Origin of the sequence: Bacillus basilensis (assembly GCF_050630465.1) — a bacterium.
Classification (GTDB): domain Bacteria; phylum Bacillota; class Bacilli; order Bacillales; family Bacillaceae_G; genus Bacillus_A; species Bacillus_A basilensis.
Genome location: NZ_JBNTQO010000023.1, coordinates 1 through 18,673, shown reverse-complemented (window position 1 = coordinate 18,673; position 18,673 = coordinate 1). Strand labels below are relative to the sequence as shown.

The following is an 18,673-nucleotide window of genomic DNA, read 5'->3' as shown; positions in this document are numbered from 1 at the left end:
ATGTATGGAGCAAAAAAATGGGATATTGATATTGCAGGGATTTTAGCAAATGACGGAGAGGTTTCAACAGGAAGAAATTCTATTATTATAAATCGAAACAATAATTTACAATTTTATATACGAATCATTTCTACGCCACCTGAAAATTTTCCTCGACAAATAAAAGATGTATGTTGTTATGTGGAAGAGTTAAATAATTGGGGTTTTTATGATGATATTACTAGAAACGACTTCGACAGAAAAGAAGTACTTCGTGACTTTCTAAATCGCTATATTCTCTTTTTTAAAGTGGAGTTAAAAAAACCAGTGGGAGGAATGGAGTTCCATGTAGCGAAGGATGTAACTATTGTTAAAAAGTCTGATTCTTTCCTTCCTGATACAATTTTGGAGACAATTCCTATGTTTTCAGAAGAAACGACTGAACGCACAAAAGAGGTGTTTGAACAACAATTACAGGGTCGAAAATATATAGGGGACAATAAACAAATCTCTAAAGACGATGACGATACTCCATCTATGATTTTATGGAAACATCGAACAGACAAACAGGAATATACACTATACGGTGCATTTGAAAAACATGATTACGCTCATGGTGGTTTTCGATTCCATACAGCATCAAATCAAGTGAATTCCATCAATTTACAAACGGAATATGTTATGAATAGTTATGTGCATGATCAGGTTCTTTTTATGGATTCAAAACAATACAATGAATTGCAAGTTTTGCTTGAAGAACATGGAGAATCTATTGGCGGATTAGAAATACAAGACGCTCCAAAGGAGCAATTATTAGATGACGAACCTGTAGAAACTGTGACAACTGAAGAGCACTATAGTGCTTACAGAGAAGATGAGTTTATGGAAGTATTTCAAAATGAATGCAAACGTTTAGGACTCTATTATGATACTAAAGATTTATATAATTTCCATACTGCAATGAAAACGGGAAGTCTTGTAATTCTAGCTGGTATGAGCGGTACTGGAAAATCTAAGCTGGTCCAATGTTATGCAAATGCTTTGAAATTAAATAAAGACCAAATGTTATTTGTACCGGTTCGCCCGTTCTGGCAAGATGATGCAGATGTAATTGGGTATTTAGATACATTACATAACGTATATCGCCCTGGAGATTCCGGTGTGATGAATATCTTAGCTCGTTCTAAAGATTATAGTGAAGACTTACATATCGTTTGCTTTGACGAAATGAATCTTGCGCGCGTTGAACATTATTTCTCACAATTCTTATCGGTACTTGAGTTGGAAGAAAATAAACGAATCTTGCATTTGTATAATGAAGAGTTTAGTGCAAGAATCTACAACCAAAATGTATTTCCACCTACTTTACGTATAGGAAGTAACGTAATTTTTGTTGGAACTGTAAATCTTGATGAATCTACATTCCAGTTTTCTGATAAAGTATTAGATCGAGCAAATGTAATTACTTTAAAGATGCAACCATATTCCAATGTACTACAAATGGAAGAACAACGTAAACAAGAATCATTTATACCGAAGTCAGAGCCTTTTACATTTGATGAGTACGAAACATTCAAAAGAAAAGAACGTGAAATTTTATTACATAAAAATGAATCTAAGTTCCTCTGGGATTTGCACATTGAATTACAAAATTGCAGTCGAAATTTGGGGATCGGATGGCGTATTATTCGTCAAATCAGCAATTTTCTAAATAACATTCCACTAAATGCTCCTCTTAGTAGAGAGGAAGCTTTTGATATTCAGTTAGTACAACGTGTTCTAACAAAAGTTCGTGGATCGGATGAACAATTTACAGAATTGCTTGGTCAATATAATCCCGACACAAGAAAAGTAGAGAACAGTAAATTGTTAGAATTATTATCTACCATGCCAACTTCGTATGAATTTAAACAAACACAAAAATTGATAGTGGAAAAAGCGAAGGAGTTGCGTTTGTATGGTCATACCGTTTAAAGTTATTTTTCAGCAAAATGAAAAAGTGATACCTATTACTAGCTTTGTGCTGGATGAAGAACTTTTGTATAGAATTGAAAACGAACAGGTACCGGAAGTTGTAGAGAACAAAAATTTATCGTTAGATTTTATTTGTGAGGATGAAACAGCCCGTCTTTATATGGATGGGTTGGATACTCTTCCTTCTTGGGAATTAATAATTGGGGATGATGATGTTGCCTATGTATCTCCTAAAATAAGTCCCATAGATTTATTCAAGTATTCAAAAGACCCGAAAAAATCTAATGAGTATTATCCGCTCATTCCTGGATATTATCGAATTAAGGTAGTTGTGCAAGATGTAGTGTACTATTCTTGGCTCAAGGTACAGCCAAAACAAATTACAGAAGAACAATGGGTTTCGATGCGTGAAGATGTTGAAGAAACGCTGAATGGATTAGCGCAGGATTTGATACGAAAAAATGCGAGTCTTGGAATTAATAGTCAACTTCCAATTCCCATTCATATTCTTCGAAAATTATATATTGTTAAAAAGGATTACTTGAAATGGATTAACTCTTTAAAATCTATTCAGTCCGAACCCCGTATGCGGATTCGTAAAGAATATGATTTGGTTCCAGAAGGAAAAGCTGGAATTGTTGATGCTACTAGTATTCGTTATCGTTCTAGACATCCGGAAAGTCGAGATTATGTTTATACACCTAAACATACTAGAAATCATAACTTATTAGAAAATCAATGGATTAAAAAAATTATACGTTTTATCTCACGAGAGATGAACGATTTATTGGTATATCTCCATAACTATAAAGAAAAAGTACAGCAAGAAATTAAAAAAGAACAACGTTATCAGCACTTTCGTCATGAGGAGAGCATCCAAATTCGTTTGAAATCTAAAGTATTAGATGAGTTGTTAGAATATGAACGATTCGTTCGACAAGTGAGAAGTGAATGCTTGATTGTATTAAAAGCAGATTGGATGGAAGAAGTAGAAGAAGCACAAATGTTGAACATCCCTCATGCGTTGTATTTAGATCTGAGATATCGACAATTATATCAATTGTATCGTTTATTAAAAAATGAAAAATTGTCCATAGCACTGGATACCAATTATGATTACTATTGGAAACGAACAGATTTATTGTATGAAATTTGGGGATTTTTACAATTGATAGATGGGTTACAAAACGAAATTATTGGTTTTGAAGTGGTAAAAGGTTGGATTTTCGATACAAATCCTAATTCTAAAGCAATTACGGTTCCTTTTTTAGAACCAGGAACTGCAATTGAGTTTAAAAAGGAGAATATCCGATTACGTTTGGTTTATGATGAAACTTTACCATTCCAAAAAGAAAAGACAATTCTTGATAAACCAATCTATGCAAATGGACCACATACTCGTCCGGATGTTCGAATGGACATATATGAAATTGATGAATACATTGGAACAATTATGGTCGATTTCAAATACAGACCTTTGTATTTTATATGGGATAGTAATTCATTATCAGCGAGAAAACAAACAGAGGTTATGCGTCAATTAATTTCTTATCAAGCCAATATGAATTCTCCTTTCCTATATAAAAATACATCCCCAGGGCAATGGAAAAGGTTTAGAACGGTACACGAAGTTTGGGCAGTCTATCCAAAACATGAAGCTAATACGCAACCTAAAGATCCTATGGAGAATTATCAGGTTCGTTTAATGGAATTAACACCATTGGAAAAAAAGAATGATTTCTATCATGGAATTGCAGATGCAATTCATAGAGTAGTAGAGGCTTACCATGATATTTTCCAAAGAGCTTAATGTGTAAGGATCTATTTCCTATTCAATTTTTTTGACAAAAATCAAGCCTATTAAAATTCAAACATACCAAACGTTAGTTTGCGAACTAGATATAAATGCTTCATTATTTTTTCTGCTATATTTAAAAATTTCCACTCTAAATATAATAAGAAAAACAAAAAGAACTTGTAGGAATTCCTACAAGTTCTTTTTTAGATAATATAAAAAAGTTAAAACAAACTATCTCATAATCTGAATCGGAGCAAACACTATAACCACGGGTTGATCTTATTATACACCAAATCTTAACATATGATCTTTATGTATTTGAAAATTATGTGAATTTAGAAAAGGAGAACAAACAACCGCCTTGATTTCCTAAAAACTCCAATTATACATTTTTAACAAAACGTTTTAAATTAATATACATTTTATAATAAATTATAAAAAATATAAGTATAGATAAACAGGTAAGAATGGTGCATTCTTACAGAAAAACATATAATTATATTCAGGATTAATTTACTATAAGAAAATGAGTTTTATGTTATAACTAACTATAATTCTTGAATATATGTAAATGAGGGTTTCTTATCTTTTTTATTTATGAGATGAAGAAATTAGGTATAGGAAAATTAAACAAACATTTGTTTAAAATATTTTAGTTATGAATCAATATGTGAGGTATGATTGAGTTCAGTGTTCAATTGTCCGCTTAGTTAATTTCTCATTTATTATATAAATTTTATATAACAAAGAAAAAAAGCATCCGCTATGAAGGATGTACAGCGGTAGGAAGCTATTTTGTTTAAATCAAAAGAAGTATCTCCTCAAGAAGGAGATACTTCTTTTTTATAGCTTTTATAAAGCTACCTATTACAAGTTTTCAACAAAATTAAAATAATTTTGAGCACTTTTTTCCAATTCGCTTGTGCCAGGCTCATTTTCTTCTTCTTCGTTTCCACCTGGCTTATTTTCTTTACCATAAAACGCAAAGTACGAACGATAATCTGCATTGCAATAAAGGAATGTCGTTTTAAATGGAACTAATATTTGTTCAAGTGTATACTGATATCTTCCATTTTCACTATAATCTTCTTTTTTGATTCCTGCAGTTACACCTAAAGAAACTTTACGATTCTTTAATTTATCTCCTCCATTTGAACCATAAGCCCATCCATAAGTTAAAACATCGTCAAGCCATTTTTTAAGAAGAGGCGGACAATTAAACCAATGTATAGGGAACTGCAAAATCAGATTACCATGTGATTCAACCATTTTTTGTTCTTTTTGCACATCTATGTTTCCATCAGGGTAAACCTTAGAGGGGTACGGAAACGATTCGAGGTATGGAGGGGCCATTATGAAAGAAAATCTAATTGATACAATAAAAACCGTAGAAATTAATATTTCCACGGTTTTTATGTTTACCTAAGGCTCTTTAAATTATTTTACAAAAATATAGAACTTACCGGGCATTTCATTTTGTGCATCTTGAAATGTTTTTAAAACTCATTTATTGTAATTGTAAAATATGGTTTGAATTTTACTTTGATCTTTTTCTTTTCTTCTGTACCTAGAATGTATAGTGAATCATTACGAGTATATATCTCTTTCACCGATTCCATCTTGGTTTCTATGATACGTTTGTCTTCGTATAGCATTATCAATTCAACTGTTGCATCATAATAGAACATATTCATAACCAGTTCAAATCCAAGTGTATCAATTTTACTATATCGATACGCACCCGCACCTGGAATATAGTAATCTTCCGGATCACTTTCAAATATTTCTAATAACTCATACTTATCATGTTTAATATCCAATATTCCTCAACCTTTTTGTCATAGATTACTTACTATGCTATTCATTCTATTCTTTTTTCTTTGCGGGAACAACTGTGATAACATCACCTTTATCATTTATAACTACATAGCCTTCGTCTCTAACGTATTTCCAAGTACCAGGATAGTCTCCTGGTTTGCGAGTGCCCGTTTTTATAATATCTTCAACTACATTTGGAGTCATTCCCCGAGGATCAACTTTTTTTAATTCTTCCATGTATTTATCTGACCCGAATGTATACCCTTTTCTTTCTGCTCGCTCACGTGCTCGTTTTGTAAGCTCCGCTCGAACTTGAACTGTATCAGGTGCCATTCTTTCAAGTGCATGTTCAGAGTACTTACGCCCATCAATGACGCCGCCACCTCTTGGCATACTCCATCCAATCTCTTCCGTTACCTTTGATACTTTTCCTAAATCCTTCGCTTTTTGTTCTAACTCTCCATATTTACCAAATACTCGACCAATAACTTTAGGAGTGCCACCTACAACTGTAGAAACAGTTCCCCATACATAATCATTCGGATCATATTTTCTCTCTGTGAAAAATTCCCTTCCATTATAAATTTGTAAACCTTGTTTAATTTGTCCAACAACTGGAATAAAATCAAGCGCCATAGATCCTAATTCATTCGTACGCTTTTGTTCTTCCAGATATTCTTTCATTTTTTCAGGTGGTACACCAAAATCTTTAAGGCGGGTTGTTAACCCATCCATGTTACCAACATTTTTAACAACATTAGACGTATCTATTTTGTAGCCTGAAATCTTATTAGCAGAATCCATCATATTATTAGCAGCATCTAAACCAGACATAATATCTGTATGTATTGTTGGAAATGCTTGTTGGGCTTCTGCAACATGCGTTGAGACACTATTAATTAGTCCATCAGCCATTACGGCTTGTTTATGAAGTGATGCCCCAGCTTTTTGTATAGAATCACCAAATTTTATAAAACTTTGATTTACCACGCGTAAATCATTAGCCATTTGTTTATATTCAGGTAGTCTACTTTTAAATCCTTCCTGCATAGCAGTAAGTTGTTGTCCGTAGTCCCGGACACCATCTGCAAATTTTTCTATTTCACCTTTTGGTAATGTACCAACCCATTTTTCTGTTGGAGTTATAATTTGATCATTTATAGTAAAAAAGTAAAGATAGCCTACGTCGAGCCACATGGAATAGCCATCTACAAGTGCCTCTGTAGTATCAACAGACCACTCAATTAATTGCTTTTTATACGAATTCATACTATCCTTATAACCCACCATACTATTAACATAGTTTTGAAGGCTAACTTTATCCTGCTGTACCAAATATTTCCCTTCTTGAATTTGTTGAATAATATTACCTGAATCCTGATTTGCCTTATCTAAAACCATAATGCTATCTTTTAGTAACATTAATTTATGGATTTTCCCAAAATCCTCATTCATCATCTCTAAAGTTGCGATAGTAGAATTGTATTTTTCTCTTACAGCTGGATCAGCTTCTTTTTCATAAATCTTATCTACAGTATTCTGCAATTTAGATTTTTTTAGTGTCGTTAGAAATTGAGAGACACTTTGTGCAAGTTCACTTGATTCAACTATAACTGCATCATCATTTTTAGTTTCTTTTGCTTTTTTAAAGCGTTCCGAATATTTCTTTATCAACTCAGCAGAAGTTTTTAAATCGTCAATATCTTGACGAATTGCATCTATTTTATTGGATAAAGATTGATCAAATACAACTGCAAATAATTTTTGCACAACGTATGTTTGTCCATTGTAGTTCACCTTAAACCATAGAGGACCGTCTTCCCCTACTACTTCAAGAATTTCATCGTCTCTAACTTTTATAGGGTCAAATCCTCTTGCAACTGTTCTTGATTTGTAGATATTTTGATCGAGGGATTTGATCGTTATCCACCCTTTTACCATTTTACCTGTTCTATCAAATTGGAATTGTTTTCCCTTATAGGTTACGTCGCCTTTTTGAATAACACCGTTATCGTCTGCGTAATACCAATGGGTAGTTTGAGAGAACCACCCTTTTTGCGCGGCCCCACTTCCCTTATCAAAATAGTAGTCTTTTCCGTCTACAGTATTCCATCCCGAGGCTAGATTACCATTTTTATCGAAGAGATATGTATCATCCCCTGAACGCAACAATCCAGTATGTTTCACGCCTGGTTTGTCATAATAGTATTTCTTTTCTCCATCTACAACCCAGCCAACCGCGTTATTATTTTTTATACTTGATGTTGCCATAATTGTCCTATATAAAAACATAGAAAATTGCTCTCTAGTAACAATGCCATTTGGATTAAAATAGCCGTCACCTGTACCACTTGTTATGTTGTTACCAGCTAATATTTTGACATATTCGTTGGCCCAGTGACCTTTCATATCCGTAAATTCAACATTCCCTTGTGGTTTTAAGTCAAATGTTTTGACAAGCACAGTTGCCATTTCAGCACGTGTCATATTATTTTTCGGATTAAATTTTTTCTCAGCGTTTACACTGAAAATACCGCGTGCTGTTAGTGCCAAAATTTCCTTTTTGAAATTGCTGTCACCAATATCAACAAATGGATTATTTGTACTATCTTGCGGTTTTAAATATCGATACAAGAAAGCAGCGAGATGTTCGCGAGTAATAGGATCCGCTGCACCGAAATACCCATTTCCGTATCCTGTTATAATCTTATTCTCCGCCATATACATCATTTCTTTATACGCCCAGTGGGTTTTAGGAACGTCAATAAATGATGATGAATTTCCTTGATTATTTTGTTCTGCATACACTGTTCCTACTGTACTGAATAATAAAATACATATCACAGAACTTAAAAATAATTTCTTAATTGTATTCATAATAGATCTCCTATTCAATTTTTAAAAATATAATTGCAAAATCAGCACTTATTTTATCCTTCATTTACGGCGTTTTATATAATTATTAAATTTCTATTCATACTGATATTTCGTATAAGGACAACCTAAGTCATTCTGTCTAAACAATAATTAATTCATAAGATGTTTCATTTTTTAAATGTAGTATCCCGTTTATGGAACCTTCTTAATATACAGTAAAACCAAGTTTTTTAACTTGAAAATCCCTTAATGTAAAATTCGCATTATGTTGACGAGATCCATAATAATGCCAATCTCCTTTCTCTTTGACGAGGCCTATTTGATTTAAAACTTCGACTTACTCTGTAAACGTTGGTGCATAGGTAGAAAATAATTAAAATAATGATAATATAAGTCCTATGATTTTCTTCATACTCGCATCTCCTTATCAATTCATAAAAACCTTTTAATTATATATTAGGTTTCATTTGTATTTAAATAAAAAAATATAAATATGCATAATTGCATATTTACCTTTTCAATAGAGTGTACTCTATTGAGACAAGTGTAGGAGACTGATAAAATCATAGTTAAAAGCGTCTCATAAGACTTGTATCAAAAACGAGGTGATATTTTGCGAAAAATCAGTTATATACGTGTCAGTTCAACTAGCCAGAATCCTTCAAGGCAATTTCAGCAACTGAACGAAATCGGAATGGATATTATTTTTGAAGAAAAAGTTTCCGGAGCAACAAAAGATCGTAAGCAACTTCAAAAAATGTTAGAGGATATACAAGAAGGTGACATCATTTATGTTACGGATTTAACTCGGATTACTCGTAGTACACAAGATTTATTTGAATTAATCGATAACATACGGAGTAAAAAGGCAAATTTAAAATCCTTAAAAGATACATGGCTAGATTTATCAGAAGATAATCCCTACAGCCAATTCTTAATTACGGTTATGGCGGGTGTAAACCAATTAGAACGTGATCTTATCCGTATGCGGCAACGTGAAGGGATTGAATTGGCTAAGAAAGAAGGAAAGTTTAAAGGTCGGTTAAAGAAGTACCATAAAAATCATGCAGGAATGAATTATGCAGTAAAGCTTTATAAAGAGGGAGATATGACTGTAAATCAAATTTGTGAAATTACAAATGTGTCTAGAGCCTCATTATATAGAAAGCTATCGGAAAGGAACAGTTGATGAGTTATACCCAGAATCAGAAATATGTAATAGAAAGTAAGTTTCATATAGAGGTGGAATTATATGCCTAAAATTGACAATATGTTAGCAATTCTATGGATGCTTCGTTCAGGTGAAAAAATTACTGCAAAACAAATTTCAGAAAAGTTAGAGATGAATATAAGGACTGTATATCGTTATATTGATACACTTTCAACAAGTGGCGTACCTATAATTTCAGAACCAGGACATAACGGTGGATACTCTTTATTAAACAATTTTATTGAAGCTCCTCTTTTTTTTGATTTTGAGGAGCAAACTTCACTATTTCACGCTGCTGTTTTTGCAGAAGAAGCCGGATATTATGGAGGTGAAGCACTAAATAGGGCCATTTCAAAACTAAGTAAATACTCAAATCAAGAGCAGGAAACAAAGATAAACCAACATTTAACTAGTCTTGAAGTAATAAGTCGATTAAATTCACTCTCTATGGAACCTTTTTTGAATGAGTTGGAGCAGGCCGTAGCTGACGGGTACTCAGTAAAAATTCTTTACCATAAAAGTGGCGAAAATCAATTAAATTATAGATTGGTCGATCCGTACAGAATTATCTATTGGAATAATAAGTGGTATGTGATTGGATTTTGTCATCTTAGGAATGATATCCGTAGTTTTAGAGTAGATAGAATTGAAAGTCTAATGCTAACCGAAAATAAGTTTAACCGGCCAGAAAATTTTTCAGCAAGTGACTTTTTTATAAAAAGTCTTCTTCCAACTATAGAAGATAAGGAAAGTATTATTTCTTTGGTTATTAATGGGGATAAAAGTGTATTGGCTGATATTTGCCAACATTGGTTTTTAGGACATTATTTACAAGAACGAACTTCAAATCAAGCAGTTTTTCTTCTTGAACAAGATATGATACATAAATATGTACCTTATTTACTTTTACCGTACAATAAATCTATTAAAGTTATTGAGCCAATAAGTCTTAAGAATAGAATTATTGAAGTTCTGTCTGAATTAATAAAATTTCATCAAGTATGATAACTTCCCTGACGTTAACTGTCAGGGAAGTTATATTATAATATCCATATCAATTGTGATTGGAGTGTTATTGGATGCAAACAAAAAAAGCTTTTCTATATGTATTTAATACAATGTCAGACTGGGAATATGGATATTTAATTGCTGAACTAAACTCAGGAAGATATTTCAAAAAAGATTTAGCACCTTTAAAAGTAATTACAGTAGGAGCTAATAAAGAAATGATTACTACTATGGGAGGACTGAGCATAAAACCAGATATTTCCCTTGATGAATGTACTCTTGAGAGTAAAGATCTTTTAATTTTACCAGGAGGGACTACTTGGAGTGAAGAAATGCATCAACCTATCTTGGAAAGAATTGGCCAAGCTTTAAAGCTTGGCACTATTGTTGCTGCAATTTGTGGTGCAACTGATGCCCTAGCGAATATGGGATACTTGGATACTAGAAAGCATACAAGTAATAACTTAGAATATACTAAAATGGTATGTCCTAACTATAAAGGAGAAAAGTTTTATGAGTTGGGATCTGCGGTATCTGATGCGAATTTAGTTACTGCATCAGGAATAGCTCCTCTGGAATTTGCAATGGAGGTACTGAAAAAAATAGATGTATTTACACCAGATGCATTACATTCATGGTATAACCTAAATAAGACTCATAAACCTGAATACTTCTTCCAGTTAATGAATTCAATAAATAAATGAAGTAACTGAAAAGCTCAATTTCTCTATTTTGATTTGTAGAGAAGTTGGGCTTTTTAATTTGGAATTTCCTTATCGTTGTAAATCCGCATTTTCCTGACGCTACCCCAATAAAGTTCTATTTTATATTTGTAATTAAATCCCAGAGTTGCCCCTCATCTCCCGAATCGTTTCCGTACCCCCATAAAAGTATTCCCTTTGTTCTGTAGTAAGAAGCTCTCTTGTCTTCAATTTATCATTCTCCTTCTTGGTTTTATAGAAACTAATCATAAAAATTATATAATTAGTAGATAGACGAAACACTTTTAATATACGCAGAGCATCTGCGCAAGAACAACATTACATAAAAGCTGTAATTGCTTATAACAGCTTGTTAGCTATATAAAGTCCGGATTTATACTTCTTTTATTTTAAAAATAAAAAGAGAGCATTTGATTCTGCTCTCTTTTTTAGCTCTTTAATAAAAAATTTTTTTTCGTTTCTTTGTGTGAGTAACAAGTTGTGATTTAATCTGTTTTTAATATAATTGGTGAATTGCTTCCCAATAAGAGTATACAGCTGCTTTAGCTTGCTCTTCTGACGTAAACTGTTCAATGTTTGGAAAAAAACTTCTTCGTTTATATTGAAATAACTTTTCTTTTCTAAATGCTTCTTTTTCATATTCTGCAATTTCTCTATGCAATAGATATTGGTTGTTTCCGATATGCTCAATTAAATAGTTGGACGGCTTAATAATTTTATCTTTAAAGAGTTTTAGATTCGCTTGCATCAATTTCATAAGCTATTCCTTTCATCTATTTCTCCTTGTGTTAAACCACTTCCCCTTACAAAACTGTCAACTCCTTGTATTAAGATAAACTGCTTTTGATAATAGAATAAACGTTAACATGATGTCAAAGTCAAATTAGTATTGGTGTTACTTTTTAATAACTGAAAAACAAATTTGCGTCACATAATCCTCCACTGGGCAATCGCATTCAGGCCCCTTTAAATAGACTTCACATGGCGGGGCATCTATTAAATATCCATTGTTTTCAATCCATTCTTCTAGTGCCATATAACCGTAACCTATATCGTCATAACCCCCATGATGCAAAGTAGTAACAATTTGATGCTGAGCTAGCTCTTTTATCTCCCACTCCTGTGATACATTTCCAGTGTTCTCATAAATAATTGGAATTCTTAATTCAATATCACTGTTGTTCGGAATATACTCTTCATCATAGAAGATGACGGATGGAGAACCTACTATTTGAAAATTATTCACTTGTACTTTTTCATATAAGGAATCAAAATGTTCATCCATATCATTAATATCGATTTGTAATCTTTGCGTTATGGCAGTCATTTCACTTCTCATTCCAATTAATATATCGTAGTATCTACGTTGGATTGAAATAAGATCTATGTTCGTATTTATCATCTCACTCATTTCGGAAATAACCTGTAAATATTGTCTCACTTCATGAGATAACTCTATAATTTGCGATTTCATATGTTTGATAAGTGAGTGTTGATCTGATGACTGAAGAATTATTTTGATTTTCGAGAGAGGAAATTTGTACTCTCTTAGTTTTTTGATTTGTAATGCCACTTCCAATTGACTCTGTTCATAATATCTATATCCATTTATGGGATTAACATATGCTGGTTTCAGTATTCCCTCTTTGTCGTAATGTCTCAACATCCGAGTACTCATTTTACAAATCCGAGAAAATTTAGTAATTGTATACATTTAAAAACTCCTTGAGTAACATTATTTACTACGTCTTTTATAATCCCATATAATATCTTTCACCCTCATAATAAGCATGAACGTGAAAGGTATTATATTTTTTACAGGGAGTTTGCAAACAGACATCATTTTCAATTAAAAAAATCCGAAATGGAGAATTCATCCTCCCGACTTTTCATTCTTTTAAATTTTTGAGGTAACAAATGAATGGGACAATACCATGTTAAGCAATTAATTGCGCCTCCCATTGTCGATATATCTCCTACATGAACTGGAATCGCATGTTTATCAGTATGTTTTTTGATGTATTGTAAAACTTCCTGATCTTTAGATAATCCAAACCTAGGAACATATAGAGCATCTCTTGTTTCTAACATATTTATATATAAACCTTTGGCTGATGCTATCTCTTGATCATATTGCCCTTCTTCTGTGTATGAAGAAGGAACAACTACAAACTCCGCTTCAGGCATTTGCTCTCGAATAATCTCTTGAATACTATACCGAAATCCTCGATCTCCTAGAAAGTCACTGATAAACATTGTATGTTCATCAATAAACTTAATCATACCGTCTGCATGCGCAAGCACATCTCCTGGTTCAGAAGGAATGATAATAACTCGACTTACATCTAAATCCCATTCCAGTTGCTCTATAATTTCTTTTTCTGTCCAATCATAATTATCGTCAAGTATACGATCCGTTAGTATAATTGTATCTTTTTTATTCCAAATGAGATTACCGCCATCTAATATCAATGGGGAAGTAATATATTCAAAGTCATTTTTCTTCAGCCATTTATTGAATTGTTGATTTAAATATCGACTTTGGCTTTCAGGTAAGTAATCTGGTTGATATTTAAATTTAACGAGGTGATTTGTTACAACTGGTGCAACGTCTCTCAACCAAATGTCATCATACTCGAAAAAGTTTGTATCAAAGTCTTGTTCTTCCACAGTTAAAGATATAAGTTGATCGGTAAATGCTTTATTTTTATTTAGGTTCTCATTAAAATAAATAAGATCTTCATAAAATGGTCGATAATATTGATTCGATTTATTTGGTATTGCAGTAAAAATAATTCCATTGTGTATTTGATTCATATTGTTTACCTCACTATTTTAAGAGTTATTGAGTAACTGATTGAAACAAATCATTATCAAGATAAAGTGAAACTTTAATCAGTGAGAGGCTTCATCCCTCACTGATTATTAGCCCTCACCAATCGGACTTTTACGAGTAGCCCGACCCCCACCTAATTTCTTTGCTTTTGTTGAATTTTGAGATGGGGTTCTTACCACCTGCAAATAGCTGGCTACTTACAACTATTCCTCAAATCAATTCTCTTATGATTATATATTTTAGAAACGTGCACATTTCATGAGTGGATTATAGCACGGAGAAATATTATATATTTATATAAAAAATATAAAGCCGTGGTTAAGCGGTAAATTTACTCTTGACAATATTTTTATAATAAACCTTTTAGTTATTTCATTTACTTTATTACCTAATTAAAGTAAATGAAATAATTTTGTACATACAATATCATTAGAAAGAAATTCAGTTTCTCTTTAAGAGAATTTTCGTTTATAAAATTATACCGGTAAGAATAAAATAAAACCTTGATTTCCTACTTAACGTGAGGAAACCCAGGTTTTATTTTCTACAAAATGCATTACCATATACACGCATTTTAATGTCAGGAACCTCTTCATAGGACCTAAAGAAACTCTTCATCCACATAATCAATGTGGTTGAAAATAAATAGAATATATTCGCAAAATAAAATGTAAATTTATTATTTCAAATTGATCGGTTGTTGTTGAGTAACGCAATGTATCATACCGCCATTTTTATAAAGTTCCCTTACATCAATACCCACCACTTTACGGTCAGGATATAGTTCTTGGATGATATCATTTGCTATTTTGTCATTAGGATCATTATAGTTAGGAACCAATATAACTTTGTTCGCTATGTAATAATTCACATATGAACCTTTATAATCAAGTTGCTTCCCATTTTCTAATGTAACCTTATCTTTACTTAGCGGTAGATATACATACTTATACTTCTCACCTGAAGCATTTTTTGCATGCATCAATGTATTAATATCTTTGTCTGACAACCCCCATTCAGCCAAGTCGTCTTCTGCCATCGTTAGAATGGTAGATTTATCGTGAAATTTAGCAAATCCATCAATATGAAAATCAGTAATTTCTAAGTTCGGTACTCCGTCTAACCAAATAAAATTTGTTACCCCAAGATCACTAATATATTTTTCAATTTCAGATTCTGATAAATCAGGATTTCTGTTTTTATTTGTAACAGCACTTCTGGTTAATAAAGAAGTACCATTACCATCTAATTCAATTGCCCCGCCTTCAAGTACAAATTTATGCCAATCAATTCTTTCAACTCCTAACTGTTTACTGAGATTCACACGAAGAAGAGCATCCTTCTTAAAAGGAGTCTTCTTCCCCCATCCGTTAAATCCTGGATCTAATATCTTTAGATTCTTATCATGATCGTAAACAAAAATAGGTCCGCTATCTCTAGCCCATACATCATCAGTAGGTGAGATAAAGAAATCTATTTTTTCCATATTTACCCCTTGATCAGTTAGAAGCTTATTAATTCTTTCTTTTTCTTCTTGATCATATGCAACAATGTGAACTTTTTCGCCTTCGCTTAAATCATTTGCCATTTCGATCCAAATCGGCTCTACTTCTCTCTGATAATCTTGTCCATATGTGTATTCATGTGGCCATTGCAGCCATGTACCTTCATGTTTGCTTTTTTCATCCGGCATTGTATATTTTCCTACTTTTTCTTGTGTCTCTGCCTTCTTAATATCTTTACCCTGAACTTTCTCATTATCTTGATCTTGACTACAACCACTGATAATTGATGTGGATAGTACAGCCATCAAACAAAAATTTACTATTTTATTCATTTCTAAACCTCCTGTTCTTTTCTATAATAATGTAAAGCTTCACATAGTGTTAAACTCAAGCTTTTTTTATCAATACTAAATTTCAGCGATAATTTATGTTCACCCAATATAATTTGCTCATTTACATGATTTAACTTCTTAAGTAAATCTATTCTAAAATTATTTAATTTCATTTCTATATAATATTGATGTTTGTAAAGGTATACCTTTATAAACATCAGGACCATACCTATGAAACATTGAAATATCAAGTTTATAAAGGTGATTGGAATTAATTTATAAACGTTTATTTTTAATAAACACCTTTATAAACAAAAGTGGTATAATTGTGGTAACAAATGTAAGGAGAATATCAAACGTGGCAAATATTTATGGATATATACGTGTAAGTACAAAAGATCAAAATGAACAACGTCAATTACATAAGATGATGGAACGAGGAGTGGAAGCTCGGCGTATTTTTGTCGATAAAGCAAGTGGACGACATTTTGATCGTCCTCAGTATCAATTATTACGAAAAATATTGAGTGCAGATGATATTGTTTACATTGATGCCTTAGATCGTATGGGGCGTAATTATGATGAAGTAATTTCGGAATGGAAATACATAACAAGAGAATTACAAGCTAATATTGTTGTTTTAGAAAACGAAACTCTGTTTGATAGCCGAAAATTCCGTGAGATGGGTGATATGGGAAAGTTAATGGAAGATCAATTTTTATCTTTACTTTCCTATGTTGCAGACCAAGAGCGTAAAAAGATTCATCAGCGACAAGCGGAAGGTATTGCTGTAGCCAAATCTCAAGGAAAACACTTAGGACGTCCTCGGGTAAACCTTTCGACGCTAAGCAAACAACAAATATATATAATAGAAGAAACTTATTCAAAATGGAAAAGTGGAGAAGTAACAGCTGTTATGTTTATGGAAATGTTAGAGCTACGGAAAAACACGTTTTATAAAATAATGAAGGAATATGAAGAAGCAAAGTAGCATCTCTGCTATAAGAAATGCTACTTTGCCACTAGTTGCAAGAGCGATGGTACTACCTCATACCTATCAAGCTAATATTTTAAATACTTCTCATGTCATTATATTTTATTTGTTTACAAGCATGTCCTTTGTTTAAATCATTTAGAAATAGCCAATGTCACACGTCGTGTTCGTCATGTCCCCGATGTATTATTTTTCTTATCTACTCTACTTTTATTAGATAATTTCTATACCACAAAGAAAAAAGCATCCTGTTTGAATGCTCCTTTTGTTTATTAACAACTATGCATATAAGAATAGATACACACTATAACTTTTAATATCTTTAGTTGAAATTTATAATTGATCCTTCATCAACTTACTGTTCACCATAGCTACTAAACATTTCGTAGTTTTGCCCATTATAAAATCGTTTATATGAAATTTTATTTTTGAATCAATACTTCATTGTTTCTATTATTATTTATTCTAGGTAACATACACTATGGAACTTAGAAAAATGTTTAACTTACTTTTAAAACTTTTCCCAAAACAAGTATGTCATCTTCTTTTTTTTCTATTCTTTTTTATGTATCCATAAATACTATCCATAACAAATTCTTCTTTTTCCTTCCAATACTCTTCCGCTTCCTCTAATGTACAAAATTTTGTTAATTCATGAATAGCGGTATCTTTGACTAAGAATGTAGCTATAGCACCTGTAGATCTTGAGTATTTCGCTATTACTGAATCTATAATATTATCTACTTCCAATAACAAACTGCTTTGAGTATTTTTTTTTAACATTTCATTATCGGATATTTCTTTTAACCGAGAACTTAGCATATACTCTACATAACCCATTGGCGAATCTATATCTACACGGAAGCGGATATCATCAATAATTTCTAAAACCAATTCCTCATATTTTTTCCATTTTTCTAATACTGCTGGATACACTTTCTCTTTGCATTGCTCTTCAAATCGTTTGATCTTCTGTTCAAATGTATTTGGCTGCTGAAATTCATCTAATTTTTTTTCAAAATGAGCTAAATCTGTATCTTTTCTTTTTTGGCTATGTATAAAAAATCTAATTTTTTGTACTTTCCTACCAGACTTTATCTCTTCAAATTCAAAAGATATATCAGTTTTTTGATTTAATTCTTTTTGAGAAGGTTTCAATACACGCTGTTTAAAATTCGCATAATTAGGATATACATCAATTGCATCTAAGTAATATCTTAAATTTTCAAGACTAATCGTTCGCTCTTTTATATGTTCGTATTGTTTTAATAACTCATAAATACGGATGGCATATGTACTATTTAATTTAATAACATTGGCCAGTCTATAACTTGTAAATTTACTACTTAATTCTAATAAGAATGGCTTTAACAATGGATCAAAACGCAAATCAATTGTACCTTTATTCCTATTATAAATTGCTGAAGAAATCCAAGAGACTTGGATTAATTCTTCTCCTATCCTAATTTCCATTACTTTAGAAACTAATTCCTTTGTAATTTTACTTAACTCAGTATATTTCGTTGACCCACTTAGGCCAAGCAAATCATGAAATTGTTTAATTGGAAATGTATATGTTTTAAAATCCCGATCACTTGGTTCAATATTACTTGCCAAGCA

Annotated in this window: 14 protein-coding genes; 6 read left to right on the top strand and 8 right to left on the bottom strand. The window is 32.1% G+C overall.

The window, feature by feature from the left end:
* Positions 1-1,953 carry an McrB family protein gene (locus tag ACQVV1_RS26510; RefSeq protein ID WP_431169739.1) on the top strand — a complete coding sequence of 651 codons (1,953 nt, stop codon included), beginning with the start codon at positions 1-3 and terminating at the stop codon, positions 1,951-1,953.
* Positions 1,937-3,763, top strand: a complete 1,827-nt coding sequence (locus ACQVV1_RS26505) for a DUF2357 domain-containing protein (protein WP_431169737.1) — start codon at positions 1,937-1,939, stop codon at positions 3,761-3,763. Before ACQVV1_RS26510 ends, ACQVV1_RS26505 begins: the two co-directional genes overlap by 17 nt.
* A gap of 855 nt (positions 3,764-4,618) precedes the next feature.
* Here ACQVV1_RS26505 and ACQVV1_RS26500 read toward each other — a convergent pair.
* The 3 genes from ACQVV1_RS26500 to ACQVV1_RS26490 form a co-directional block, all read right to left on the bottom strand.
* Positions 4,619-5,104 carry an NAD(P)H-dependent oxidoreductase gene (locus tag ACQVV1_RS26500; protein WP_431169794.1) on the bottom strand — a complete coding sequence of 162 codons (486 nt, stop codon included), beginning with the start codon at positions 5,102-5,104 and terminating at the stop codon, positions 4,619-4,621.
* 143 nt (positions 5,105-5,247) lie between these two features.
* Positions 5,248-5,571: a hypothetical protein gene (locus ACQVV1_RS26495; RefSeq protein ID WP_431169736.1), complete on the bottom strand. Its 324-nt coding sequence runs from the start codon at positions 5,569-5,571 to the stop codon at positions 5,248-5,250.
* A 46-nt stretch (positions 5,572-5,617) separates the two neighbouring features.
* On the bottom strand, positions 5,618-8,446 hold the full coding sequence (locus tag ACQVV1_RS26490; RefSeq protein WP_431169734.1) for an S-layer homology domain-containing protein: 2,829 nt from the start codon (positions 8,444-8,446) through the stop codon (positions 5,618-5,620).
* A 613-nt stretch (positions 8,447-9,059) separates the two neighbouring features.
* On the opposite strand from ACQVV1_RS26490, the gene ACQVV1_RS26485 reads away from it, so the two are divergent.
* The 3 genes from ACQVV1_RS26485 (at position 9,060) to ACQVV1_RS26475 (ending at position 11,368) form a co-directional block, all read left to right on the top strand.
* Complete coding sequence (locus ACQVV1_RS26485; protein ID WP_431169733.1) at positions 9,060-9,635, top strand: recombinase family protein; 576 nt, start codon at positions 9,060-9,062, stop codon at positions 9,633-9,635.
* 63 nt (positions 9,636-9,698) lie between these two features.
* Positions 9,699-10,661 (top strand): helix-turn-helix transcriptional regulator, encoded by a 963-nt coding sequence (locus tag ACQVV1_RS26480; protein WP_431169731.1) that lies wholly within the window; start codon positions 9,699-9,701, stop codon positions 10,659-10,661.
* A 74-nt stretch (positions 10,662-10,735) separates the two neighbouring features.
* A complete protein-coding gene (locus ACQVV1_RS26475; RefSeq protein ID WP_048563256.1) occupies positions 10,736-11,368 on the top strand; it encodes a type 1 glutamine amidotransferase family protein in 633 nt (210 codons plus the stop codon).
* Between the two features lie 514 nt (positions 11,369-11,882).
* Here the strand turns inward: ACQVV1_RS26475 and ACQVV1_RS26470 are convergent.
* From ACQVV1_RS26470 to ACQVV1_RS26455, 4 genes are all read right to left on the bottom strand, one after another.
* Entirely contained in the window at positions 11,883-12,143 is a 261-nt protein-coding gene (locus ACQVV1_RS26470; RefSeq protein ID WP_431169730.1) for a hypothetical protein, read from the bottom strand.
* Positions 12,144-12,281: 138 nt separating this feature from the next.
* Positions 12,282-13,100, bottom strand: a complete 819-nt coding sequence (locus tag ACQVV1_RS26465; protein ID WP_431169729.1) for a MerR family transcriptional regulator — start codon at positions 13,098-13,100, stop codon at positions 12,282-12,284.
* A gap of 131 nt (positions 13,101-13,231) precedes the next feature.
* Entirely contained in the window at positions 13,232-14,203 is a 972-nt protein-coding gene (locus ACQVV1_RS26460; protein WP_431169728.1) for an agmatine deiminase family protein, read from the bottom strand.
* Positions 14,204-14,901: 698 nt separating this feature from the next.
* Entirely contained in the window at positions 14,902-16,059 is a 1,158-nt protein-coding gene (locus tag ACQVV1_RS26455; RefSeq protein ID WP_431169727.1) for an agmatine deiminase family protein, read from the bottom strand.
* Positions 16,060-16,417: 358 nt separating this feature from the next.
* On the opposite strand from ACQVV1_RS26455, the gene ACQVV1_RS26450 reads away from it, so the two are divergent.
* Complete coding sequence (locus ACQVV1_RS26450; RefSeq protein WP_075312793.1) at positions 16,418-17,050, top strand: recombinase family protein; 633 nt, start codon at positions 16,418-16,420, stop codon at positions 17,048-17,050.
* Positions 17,051-17,590: 540 nt separating this feature from the next.
* Here ACQVV1_RS26450 and ACQVV1_RS26445 read toward each other — a convergent pair.
* Positions 17,591-18,673: replication initiation protein (locus ACQVV1_RS26445; RefSeq protein ID WP_431169726.1), on the bottom strand; the 1,083-nt coding region annotated here is incomplete at its 5' end.

Excerpts from the sequence above, each read along its gene's own strand:
- ACQVV1_RS26510 (WP_431169739.1), top strand. The coding sequence starts at position 1 with ATGTATGGAGCAAAAAAATGGGATATTGATATTGCAGGGATTTTAGCA.
- ACQVV1_RS26505 (WP_431169737.1), top strand. The coding sequence starts at position 1,937 with ATGGTCATACCGTTTAAAGTTATTTTTCAGCAAAATGAAAAAGTGATA.
- ACQVV1_RS26500 (WP_431169794.1), bottom strand. The coding sequence starts at position 5,104 with ATGGCCCCTCCATACCTCGAATCGTTTCCGTACCCCTCTAAGGTTTAC.
- ACQVV1_RS26490 (WP_431169734.1), bottom strand. The coding sequence starts at position 8,446 with ATGAATACAATTAAGAAATTATTTTTAAGTTCTGTGATATGTATTTTA.
- ACQVV1_RS26480 (WP_431169731.1), top strand. The coding sequence starts at position 9,699 with ATGCCTAAAATTGACAATATGTTAGCAATTCTATGGATGCTTCGTTCA.
- ACQVV1_RS26475 (WP_048563256.1), top strand. The coding sequence starts at position 10,736 with ATGCAAACAAAAAAAGCTTTTCTATATGTATTTAATACAATGTCAGAC.
- ACQVV1_RS26470 (WP_431169730.1), bottom strand. The coding sequence starts at position 12,143 with ATGAAATTGATGCAAGCGAATCTAAAACTCTTTAAAGATAAAATTATT.
- ACQVV1_RS26465 (WP_431169729.1), bottom strand. The coding sequence starts at position 13,100 with ATGTATACAATTACTAAATTTTCTCGGATTTGTAAAATGAGTACTCGG.
- ACQVV1_RS26460 (WP_431169728.1), bottom strand. The coding sequence starts at position 14,203 with ATGAATCAAATACACAATGGAATTATTTTTACTGCAATACCAAATAAA.
- ACQVV1_RS26455 (WP_431169727.1), bottom strand. The coding sequence starts at position 16,059 with ATGAATAAAATAGTAAATTTTTGTTTGATGGCTGTACTATCCACATCA.